Genomic DNA, 10,162 nt, shown 5'->3' on the forward strand with positions numbered 1-10,162 from the left:
TCGCCAAGGCGCGCCTTCCTACCAGTTAAGACTTTTGATCTTCTGCAGCACTTGCCGTTGATCCGGAGTTAACGCGTACGTCTCCGTGAAGCCGATTGCGCTTCGCTTCATGGCTATTTGGCATTCGGTATAGAAGGAGGAGAGTTGACTCAAATTCATCTCTTCGTTCTTCAGCAGCAAAAGAGCGTCGCAGAGCCTGATCGTGATCATCTCCAAGCTCGATTGGTCTGCGCGGAACTGGGTTTCATACCAAGTGCCGACAAGGCCGGCCGCAACCTTGTAGGAAAGCTGAGATTTCTTGAGTGTCATGATGAGCATCTCATGGGACAGTTCCGATTCGCCGTCAGCGAGCAACATCGCAGTCAGCACGCCGAGGAACTCCGCTGCGCCCTCTGTTCCGACGGCCACCAGATCGTCGACGACTTGCTGGATGAGGAACGGCTGCTTCTGCAGCTGCATGGACATGGCCGCGGCGTATTCCAGCTTTTTGTCCCAGGCGGGATTCGACGCCATGAGGTCGAGCGCGCCCCGCACATCGCCGGAAACTGACATGAGCACATCCTCACGGCGCTGCTGCTCTTCCTTGCTTTTCTTCTCCTGCGCCCGTGCGGTGTGTGCCGCCTCAAGCTTGGCATATTCCGCCTTGTCCCTTTCCATTTGATCCGGCATGTTGAAGCTGGCTGCGAGTCGGATGTTGGAGACGCGGGATTTGTCGTAGACGCCTTGGAGCCGTTGCTGAAATTGAGGGAGCAACCCTGCCGTCTCCAGTTCCTCCTTGATGGAGGGCTTGATGTACTTCGGGTTGCCGATGTCGCCGCCGACGACAGTTGCCAAGAGCCCGAGCGCCATCCACTGGGGGATCTCCATGCCCGTCATGTCGCCCACCTGCTCGATGGCTTCGACAAGCCTCTCTACATCGCCAGTGGTTCGGCAAGTTCCAACCGCGGAGTTTGCGAGCCACTTCACGAACTTTGCCGGCACGCCTGAAAGCAGCATCGCCGACAAGAAGCCACAAAAGTCAAATAGCTCGTTTCGTTCTTGCGCGCTCTGGATGAGATGTCCCATCAATCCTGCGACGAACTTCGCCTGCGATGTTGTCGTGCGCTCGCCGCGGCATAGGGTGGCGATCAGCGTTTCAAGATCGAATTGCTGCTCGCCCAGGCTCTTCTCCACATTTGCGAACAGTTCAATGACCTTCGGGTCCTGCAAGAAATCAATGACCTTCGTGTTCTTGAAGGCATCGAATTCCTGCCTTCCGACGAGTGCCTCCGCCTCGGCCAGCGCAAAGTTGATGTCCACCACGAGCAAGGCCAGCGCAGTGTCCACTTGGCCCCTCTCCTCGGCGGTCATCTTCTGGAGCCGCGCAACGGCTGCGGCGAGCTCGAAATTTTTTTCACAGGCCTTGGACACCTTTTCGTTCGCGAGAAGCTTGAGGATCTGGCCGCGCGCGCTTGGCGGGCAGCCCTGGATGAGCAGCAACAATTGCGCGCCGTAGGCCTTGGGGTCACCCTTGATCTTGCTTTTCACCTTGTCGATGAAAAGGTCAAGTTCGCGCTTTGCCGCCTTGCGATCGAAAGCAGGTTGAGCCGAAGGAGGCGTCTCAATTAGCCTGTATTCGTCCGTCCTGGCGAGCGAATCCTTGCTTTTCGCGTCGCAAAGGAGATGGAATTGCTGGGCGGCCTTGACATCCAGCTTGACCAGGAGCTTGAAGGTCGAGACCAGGAAGGCGTCTCGACCGGCCAGCTTTTCGCCAAAACGCATCGTCTTCGCCTGCAGCTCGTTGACCATGTCCACGATGACGCCCTCATCTCGAAGGGCATCGCATGCAGCCTCGTCGAGTTTGAGCGCGTGGAGCAGGTTGATGGTGGTCTTGATCGGGGTCTTGAAGTCCCGCACCGGGTAGCGCTCAGAAAGTTCGGTGCAAAGGTTTTTCAGATGCGGCGGCCAGTTCGACTTCAGCTTGGGAGGGTGGAGGTTATTCACTTTCTTGCCACCGCCCTTGTTGGCCTTTTCGTCGCCTGACGAATCGTCGTCCTCCTTGAGGGGCTTGTGGATTTTGGACCGAGCGAATCGACGCGTCAGGGCTTCCATAGGGTTCTTGAACTCAAGAGTTAGCGGAACCACTTAAGTAACAGCCGGCGACGGATCGTTCCGATCTGCGAGAACGTCGTCCCACAGCGCGAAGCGCCAGCGCAGGTTGTCGACGATCCTCGCGAACTCGACATGCCCCACTCGCTCGTGCCCCACGCTGATCCAAAGTGTGTAGCGCCCACTCGACCGGTCCGCGGCCAGAACCCACCTTCCATCTGTGTCATCGCCGAGCTCCAGCTCTTCGAATGACGATTCATCGACCTGCGGCGGATCTTGAGAGACCAGCTGGGGGCCGGGGTGCGCGAAAAACAGCAACTCGTCTTCCGATTCGCTCAGCTGCACACCGAGCAGATGGATCTCGTCGAGCGGAATGGGGTAGACGTTTGCTTCGTCTGGAAGAGGAGGCTCGTCGAACCTGCCTTCACAGGCAAGGAAGTTCGCGACCAGGCAGTCGAGCGGAAGCGTGTTCATCCGGCTTGAGTAACTCGCACCACATCGGAGTTCCCAGGAGGGAGAGCCCGCCCTGGAAGCCGAACTGAACGGGGTCAGACGCAGACCGCGCCTTGCGGCGGCAGCCTCAGATCACCGGATCCCGCTGCAAGGTTACCGCCGCCCTGCCGGTGGCAAGCTGTCCACCACTGGTACGCCCCACTGCTGCGGTGTTCGGCGAGGAGGTCACCACCGCACCCTGCACCACCCGCAGCGCCCAGTCGCACACCACCTCCATGAAGATCCGCTGCGATTCCATCGAGGTCAGGCTGTGGTCGATCTCGCCGATGAATCGGTACTCGAAGTGCTGCGTGAAGGCCTCCTTCGCAAAGGGGCCGAGCTGGTCGCGCTTGCGGTCGGTCACGTGCATGGTTCCGGTGTAGAACAGCAGCACCGCCACGTTGCGCTCCGCGATCTGTGTCATCGAGCGGCGGAACAGCGCGGCCGTGACCTCCGGCGGATCGGGCTCGAAGATGTGCGGTGCGGCGGCGGCGGCGGCGGCGGCGGAGAACTTGCGCTGCAGCCAGCGCATCGCCTTGCCGATCACCGCCGGGTTGGTCAATGCCAGCGCGCGCCACAGGCTGCGCTCCAGCTGCGCGCGCCGGCCCGGGAAGGCATAGCCGTCGAACATCAGCAGGCCCACGACGCGGGAGTCTGCCACCGCCAGCGACAGGCCATTGGTCGCGCCCGAGCACAGGCCGATCACGATGAAGCGGCGCACGCCCAGCATGGTCTGGATCAGGTTCATGGCCGCCTGCAGGTCGAGCACCGCCTGCGTGAGGAAGTGCTCGGCGCCGCTCGCCGGCCCGCTGTCGCCGAGGCCGGCGAGGTCCATGCGGATGCAGCTGATGCCGCGCGCCGCCATCTCCCTCGCCAGCTTGACGTTGATGCGCCGCGGCCCGATCCGGTGGTTGGCGCCCATGTTGAGCATCAGGCAGGCCACCGGCGCCATCGGCCCTTCGGCCGGTGTGGTGATGATGCCGATCAGCGAGCCATCGGGTCCGAACTGAACGGGTGTCTCTTTGTAGTCACTCATGTATTACCGCCAGCAGTCTTTGCAGCGCCTCCGTGGGAACCATCGCGTTGTTGGGGTGCGGATCGGAGGTCCAGACCAGCGGGTGCTGGAAGGGCGAGATCCGCAGCGGCATGTGGCGCGCCGTCTCCCGGTCTGCCCATTGTCGCGTGGCATGGTCCTCGGCGTCGGCCAGGACCACCGTCTCGTGCAGCGCCGTCAGCTGCAGGCTCGACGGCGAGAGCGCGCGCAGTTGCTTGCGCATCAGCGGCGACACGCCGAAGCCGAAGAGCTCCTCGGTGAAGACATCGGGGTTCTGGGCGAGCTGGCGCCGCCAGGCCAGTTTGGGCACGCAGAAGGAACGCTCCAGCGCATCGACGTGGCTCGCGCGCAAGGTGTCCACGTAGCGCGCGCCGTCCACGATCGGGTCCCACAGGATCAGTCGTGCCGGGTCGCAGCGTCCGCTCTTGGCGGCCATCACTGCCAGGCTCGCGCCCAGCCGTGCGCCGAGCCAGACGATGCGCCTGCTGCCGGTGCGCCGCCGCAGCTCCTCGTGCGCGGCGCAGACATCACGGCGCCAGCCCTCGAGATCGCCGTCGGTGTCCTCGCCAGGCGAGTCGCCGCTGCCGTAATAGTCGAAACGCAGCACCGCCACGCCGGCCCGCGCGAGCCGGTCGGCCAGCACGCGGAACAGCCGGTGCCCGCGCACGGCCTCCTGGCCCAGGGGCATGCAGATCACCACCGCGAGCTTGGCATCGCGCTCGGGTGCGTGGAAAAGCCCGAACAGCTGCCGGGAGGCCGGGCCGAAGAGCATCGGAGTCATGCGTACATCTCGTTGTCGACCAGGGGCCGGCACGCTGCGTGGGCCGGCCCGCAGGCCAGCACGCGGGCCACGGCGCACTGCGCTCCCTGGACATCGTTGAAAGAGGATAGCGCGAGCCGCGCGCAGCCGTCCGCGGCGTCGATCTGCACTTCGCAGGCCTCGGGCGAGATGCCCACCTCGAAGCTGCGCGTGTCGACCGACAGCCCCATGCCGGTGGCCTTGAGGCAGGCCTCCTTGCGGGTCCAGCAGCAGAGGAAGGCGCGGTCGCGGTCCTGTGCAGGCAGCGCGGCCAGCGCGTGCCGCTCGGCCGCGCTGAAGTAGGTCTCGGCCAGGGCCTCGGCGTCGGGCATCGGACGCAGCAGCTCGATGTCCACGCCCACCTCGGCATCGTCGCAGACCGCGATCAGTGCCAGCGACTCGCTGTGGCTGAGATTGAAGCGCAGTCCGCCATGCTCGACCAGGCTGGGCTTGCCGACGGGGCCGAGCGCGAACTCCAGCGCCGAGGCCGGGAAGCCGCATTGCGAGGCGAGCGTCTCGCGCAGCGCGGCGTGGGCGGCGATGAAGCGGTTGCGATCGCGCTTGAACACGAAGCGCCGGGCGCGGTCCCATTCCGCTTCCGAGAGGGCGGCCACGGCCTGCGTCGGCGGGGCGGCGTCCAGATCCACTTGCCAGAGACGGCAGTTCATCGAGGAAGGGAGCTGCAGGGTCGTCATGCCGATTTCCTCAGTTCTTGCGAGCCCAGCCCAGCACCCGCCCGAGCAGCCCGCCGCGCTTCGCCGCGCCGTTGGCAGCAGATGCGGATCCAATCTCGAGCGGCGTGCCCGCCGCGGCGGAGGCGAGCTGCCCCAGGCTTTCGAACACATAGCGCCGCGGCTCCACCCGGAAGCCCATCACCTGTTCAGCCTGCTGCACCACGCGCATGGCCAGCAGCGAATCGCCGCCCAGGTCGAAGAAGTTGTCGTTGGCACGGATGTCGTTGACGTCGATGGTGAGCGCGCTGGCCCAGATCTGCGCCAGCTTGGCCTGCTCGGGCAGGAGCAGCACCGGGTGCGCCTGCGCCGGCCGCGCGGCCACGGTCTCGGCCGCGCTGGGTGCCGGTGCCGAGTCGGCGGCCAGGCGCTGCAGGTAGACGGCGCTTTCCGAGCCCTGCGGCGACGAGAGCGCCGCCAGGGTCGTATCCGGCTGCTGGGCCACCCGGCGCAGCAGCTCGATGTAGCGCTCCTTGAAGGCCTCGCCGGTCTCGCGCCGGTAGATGTCGGCGTTGTAGACCACGGCGCCTTCGAGGCCATGGGGCTTGTCCATCAGCCAGATGCCCAGGTCGTCGGTCGCGCCGCGCTGCGGCAGGTGCATCTGCCGATGCGCGAGGCCGCCGATGTCGCGCGGACGCTCGCGTGCATCCTGGAACGAGAACAGGGCCTGGTAGAGGCCCACGCCCTGGGCCCGCTCCACGAACTCCGGCTCGCTCACCAGGCGCTCGAACGGAATCTGCTGATGGCTCATCACCGAGATCAGCTCCTGCCTGACATAGCGCATGAACTCGCCGAAGCGCAGGGAGGTGTCGACCTGGAAGGACAGCGGCAGCACATTGTTGAAGAAGCCCATCACCGGCTCCAGCTCGGGCGCCTCGCGGCCGCGCACCGGCGTCGCGATGACGATGGCGCGGCTGTCGACGATGCTGCTCATCATCAGGATGTAGACGCCCAGCGTCAGCATGTTGAGCGTGACGTCGTTGCGCTGGCCGATCTCGCGCAAGCGCTCGGTGAGCGCCTTGTCGACGGTGATCCAGTGCGCGCCGCCCTGCCCGCTCATCCCGGCCTTGCGCGGCATGTCGGTGCGCGGCGCCTTCGGCGTCGGCGAGTTGGCGAAGCGGTCCTTCCAGTAGCGCAGCTGCGACTCGAACTCGGGCTCGGTCAGCCACTTCGCATACCAGTCGGCGTAGTCCCCATGGGTCACCGCCAGCGAGGGCAGGCCGTGCGGCTCGCCGCGAACCAGGGCGCCGTAGATGGCCGAGAGCTCGCTCTGCAGCACGTCGAAGGACCAGCCGTCCCAGACCAGGTGGTGCGGCACGAACACGAACGCGTGGTCGTCCTCGGCGATGCGGAACAGCGCCGCGTGGAACATCGGCGCCCGGTGGATGTCGATCGGCCGCTCGGCCAGCTCGTGCATGCGCTCGACCAGCTCGGCCTCGCGCTGGTCAGCCGGCAGCGTGCCCAGGTCGATGACCGGCAGCTCGTAGGGCACCTTGTCCGCGATCAGCGCGGCAGGCGCGCCAGTGGCCGGATCGGGGCCGATGGCGGTGCGCAGCGAAGGCTGGCGCTCGATGATCATCGCGAGCGCGGCCTTGAATTTCTCCACGTCCAGCGGCCCGCCCAGGCGGTGCGCGGAGGGCGCGTTGTAGGTCGGCCGGCCCGGATGCAGCTCCTCGACGAAGCGGATGCGCTCCTGCATCGGCGTGAGCGGGGCACTGCGGCGGTCGGCCACGTGCGCGATCGGCGCGCTGCGCGGCGCGTTGCTGCCGTTCAGCCCTTCGATGGCCGCCGCCAGCCGCTCGGCCGTCGGCGCCTCGAACAGCATGCGCAGCGGCACGGTGAGCTCGAATTCGCGGCTCAGCAGGGTGGTCAGCCGCGCCGCCAGCAGCGAGTGGCCGCCCAGCGAGAAAAAGTCGTCGCGGATGCCCAGGCCCGGCAGGTTCAGCACCCGCTCCATGGTCTGCAGCACGATGCGCTCGCGCTCGTTGTGCGGCGCCAGGCGCTCGCCGGCATCCTGGTGCGTGGCGCTGGGCTTGGGCAGCGCCTTGCGGTCCACCTTGCCGTTGGGCAGCAGCGGGATGGCGTCCAGCGGCACCACGTGCTGCGGCACCATGTACTGGGGCAGGCGGCTGCGCAGATGGCGGTCGAGCCCGGCCAGGTCCACGGCGGTACCCGGCGACACGGCCAGGTAGGCGACCAGACGCACATCGCCCGGCTGGTCCTCGCGCGTGATCACCACGCTGCGCGCGACGCCCTCGACCTCGTTGCAGCGGGCCTCGATCTCGCCCAGCTCGATGCGATAGCCGCGCACCTTCACCTGGAAGTCGAAACGGCCCATGTGCTCCAGCAGGCCATCGTTGCGCCAGCGGCCGCGGTCGCCGCTGCGGTAGATCAGGGTCGGCACGCCGTCGATCGCGGTGGTGACGAAGCGCTCGGCCGTCAGCTCCGGGCGATCGAGGTAGCCCAGGGTCACGCCCAGTCCGCTGATGCAGATCTCGCCCGGCACGCCGATGGGGCAGGGCTGCAGGTTGGCGTCCAGGATCCAGACGCCGGTGTTGGCCATCGGCTTGCCGATGGAGACCCCGCGCGCGGCAATGAGCGGACGCTCCATGCGCCAGACGGTGGACCAGACCGTCGTCTCGGTCGGACCGTAGAGGTTCCACAACTCGCTGGTGCGGTCCATCAGTTCGAGCGAGAGGTCCGCCGGCACCGGCTCGGCGCCGATCCAGGCGCGGAAGCCGCGCGGACCCGACCACTGCGCATCGAGCAGCAGCCGCCACATGCCGGGCGTGGCCTGCAGGATGGTGACGGCCTCGGATTCGAGCAGCGCGCGCAGGCGGTTGCCATCCATCGCGACCTCGCGCTGCACGATCACGATCTCGGCACCCGCGGCCAGCGGCAGCATGACTTCGGGCACCGCCATGTCGAAGGACAGGGTGGTGACGGCGGCCAGCCGGTCCTCGCGGCCGATCCCGGGCTCGCGTTGCATCGACTGCATCAGGTTGGCAACCGCGCGGTGCGGCACGCAAACGCCCTTGGGCTTGCCGGTCGACCCGGAGGTGTAGATCACGTAGGCCGTGTCTTCCGCCTGCGCGTCCTGCGAGCCGGGCGGCAACGCGGTGGCGGGCTGGTCGCGCCAGGCGGCATCGCTATCGAGCAGCAGCACGCGCTCGGCCGCGTCATCGCGCCAGGCCCGGGGGGCGGCGGCGATGGTGGAGGAGGTCAACAGCAGGCCGAGCTTCGCGTCTTCCGCGTAGTAGTCCAGGCGAGCCTGCGGAAAGGCCGGGTCCAGCGGTACGTAGGCCGCGCCGCTCTTGAGCACCGCCAGCAGGGCGACGAACATGTCGAAGCCGCGGTCCAGGCACAGGCCGACGCGTTCGCCGCGGCCCATGCCGCGCGCGCGCAGCGCATGCGCCAGCCGGTTGGAGCGCTCGTCGAGCTCGCGGTAGCTCAGCCGCTGGTTGCCGTCGCGCAGGGCAGGGCGCTCGGGCTGGGTTGCCGCATGCGCCAGGAAGCCGGCGTGCATCAGCGGCGCGCCTTCGAGCGGCGTCGGCGCAGGCTGCAGGGCCGCCAGGGCGCGCGCCTGCGCGTCCGACATCAATGCGAGCCGGCCCACGGGCTGAGAGGGCTGGCGCACCACGTCGCGCAGCAGCTGCTCGTACATGTCGAGCCAACTGCGCACGGTCGCATCGTCGTAGAGGTCGGCGTTGTACTGGGCCTCCATCTGCATGCCGCCCGCGACGGGCGTGATGTTCAGGAACAGCTCGAAGTTTTCGTAGCGGCGGCCAATGGTGCTCTGCTCGACCTTGAGCTCGGGGAAGTTGCCGTCGTTGGGCGCCGCATCGCGGTCCACGTTGAACAGCACGTTCACCAGCGGCAGCCGGCTGGGATCGCGCGGCACCGGCAGCTTCTTGAGCAGCGCGCCGTAGCCGAGAGTCTGGTGCTCGAAGGCGTCGAGCAGGGTGCTGGCGGAGGTGCGCGCCAATTGAGCGAAGGGCGCCTGCGCGTCGACGGCCACCCGGATCGGCAGCAGGTTGACGCAGTGGCCCACCAGCGAGGGCATGTCGCTCGGCATCTGGCCGGCGGCGGCGATGCCGATCACCAGGTCGTCCTGCGCGGTCAGGCGGTGCAGCATGGCCGCGAAGGCGCTGAACATGGTGGCGAACAGGCTGGTGCCGGCACCGGCGCCGAACTTGCGCAGGCCATCGATGACCGGCTGCTCCAGCAGGTGTTCGATGCGGTAGGCGTTGAAGGTGCGCACCGGCGGACGCGGGCGGTCCAGCGGCAGCTCCAGCACCGGCAGGCTGCCGCCGGCGAAGCGGGAGAGCCAGTAGCCGATGTGGGCGTCCATCTCGGCGCTGTTCGCCTCCTGGGCTTCCCAGGCGGCGTAGTCGGAGTACTGGGCCGCCGGGTCCAGCGCCGGGCCGGCGCCGACCTGCTCGGCGTAGAGCGCCCCGAGGTCCTGGCTGATCACGCCCCAGGACCAGCCATCGCAGATGGCGTGGTGCGCACTGAGCACCAGCACATGGTCGATGGACGAAAGCCGGTAGAGCGCGGCGCGGAACAACGGGCCCTGTTCCAGGTTGAATCGCTCGAGCACCACGGCCAGGCCGTCGTCCTCCAGGCGGCGCTTCTGCGCCGCCGGGTCGAGCGTGCTCAGGTCATGCTCCGCGACGACCACCGGGGCCGGCTCGCCGACCAGCATTTGCGTGCCGTCCGGCGAGATCGTGGCGCGCAGCGATTCGTGGCGTCCCACCAGGCGGTCCAGCGCCAGGGAAAGCGCGGCGGTGTCCAGCACGCCCTTCAGGCGCAGGCACATCGACTCGTTGTAGGCGAGCGAGGCTTCCGGGCTCAGGCGATCGCCGAGCCAGACCTCGCGCTGGGCTTCGGTGGTGGGGACGATCCGTTCGATCAGGCTCGAGGCGAAGGGATCGAAGTCTTCGGCGGTGTCTTCGGCGGCGAGAGTGGCGACGGCGCTCATCGGATCACCTCCGCCCG

6 protein-coding genes are annotated in these 10,162 nt (G+C 67.2%); all 6 read right to left on the minus strand.

All coding sequences use genetic code 11. The annotated features are described in order from the left end of the window. Positions 1-18 precede the first annotated feature (18 nt). Complete coding sequence (locus E5CHR_RS05025) at positions 19-2,091, minus strand: hypothetical protein (protein WP_162578666.1); 2,073 nt, start codon at positions 2,089-2,091, stop codon at positions 19-21. Between the two features lie 33 nt (positions 2,092-2,124). Further along, positions 2,125-2,562, minus strand: a complete 438-nt coding sequence (locus E5CHR_RS05030; protein WP_162578667.1) for a type III secretion system chaperone — start codon at positions 2,560-2,562, stop codon at positions 2,125-2,127. Positions 2,563-2,668: 106 nt separating this feature from the next. Beyond that, positions 2,669-3,616, minus strand: coding sequence for an alpha/beta hydrolase (locus tag E5CHR_RS05035; RefSeq protein ID WP_162578668.1), 948 nt, complete (start codon positions 3,614-3,616; stop codon positions 2,669-2,671). After that, the gene (locus tag E5CHR_RS05040; protein WP_162578669.1) at positions 3,609-4,415 is read right to left on the minus strand and encodes an alpha/beta hydrolase family protein; all 807 of its coding nucleotides are present in this window, start codon (positions 4,413-4,415) and stop codon (positions 3,609-3,611) included. The genes E5CHR_RS05035 and E5CHR_RS05040 overlap by 8 nt, the downstream gene beginning before the upstream one ends. Further along, the gene (locus tag E5CHR_RS05045; protein ID WP_162578670.1) at positions 4,412-5,128 is read right to left on the minus strand and encodes a 4'-phosphopantetheinyl transferase family protein; all 717 of its coding nucleotides are present in this window, start codon (positions 5,126-5,128) and stop codon (positions 4,412-4,414) included. The genes E5CHR_RS05040 and E5CHR_RS05045 overlap by 4 nt, the downstream gene beginning before the upstream one ends. A 10-nt stretch (positions 5,129-5,138) precedes the next feature. Continuing rightward, positions 5,139-10,145: a non-ribosomal peptide synthetase gene (locus tag E5CHR_RS05050; protein WP_162578671.1), complete on the minus strand. Its 5,007-nt coding sequence runs from the start codon at positions 10,143-10,145 to the stop codon at positions 5,139-5,141. Between the last annotated feature and the right edge of the window lie 17 nt (positions 10,146-10,162).

The sequence above is a fragment of the Variovorax sp. PBS-H4 genome, from assembly GCF_901827205.1.
In the GTDB taxonomy this organism is placed as follows: Bacteria; Pseudomonadota; Gammaproteobacteria; order Burkholderiales; family Burkholderiaceae_C; genus Variovorax.